This is a genomic window from Treponema sp. R80B11-R83G3 (assembly GCF_054786115.1).
The window spans coordinates 1-475 of sequence record NZ_BDHF01000473.1 but is presented as its reverse complement, the minus strand read 5'-3'; the positions used below and the strand labels follow the sequence as shown (position 1 = coordinate 475).

At 62.7% G+C, this 475-nt stretch carries 1 protein-coding gene; it reads left to right on the top strand.

All coding sequences use genetic code 11. From position 1 onward, the window contains the following. Positions 1-16: 16 nt before the first annotated feature. On the top strand, positions 17-475 hold a 459-nt coding region (locus ACYVRH_RS14535; protein WP_461257577.1), incomplete at its 3' end, for an SDR family NAD(P)-dependent oxidoreductase.

The window sequence follows — 475 nt, the reverse complement described above, 5'->3', positions numbered from 1 at the left end:
AACCATAGCGGGAGCTGTGGAAGAGATCCGCGCGCACGGGGCAGAGGCCATGGGCGTCAGGATGGACGTTACCAGCAAAGAGCAAATCAAAGCTATGGCGGAAACCGCGGTAAAGGCGTGGGGCCGTATCGACATTCTGGTGAATAACGCCGGGGGTTCCCTGAACACGCCCTACAAACTGGAAGAAATCGAGGAGAGGCACTGGGACCTTGTTGTCAACGTCAACCTGAAGGGGGCCTTTCTCTGCGGCCAGCAGGTTATCCCGCAAAGGGCCAGGCAGGGTTCCGGCGCGATCGTAAACATATCGGCGCTGGCGGGCCACTGGAGGGCGTCTCTGGCGGGGGTGCAGTACACCGCGGCCAAGGCCGGCGTTGAGGGGCTTTCGCGGCAGTTCGCCTACGATTACGGCCCCAACGGGATCAGGGTCAACGCCCTTGCGCCGACGGTTACCATGACCGGCGCGCGGATGCAGGGG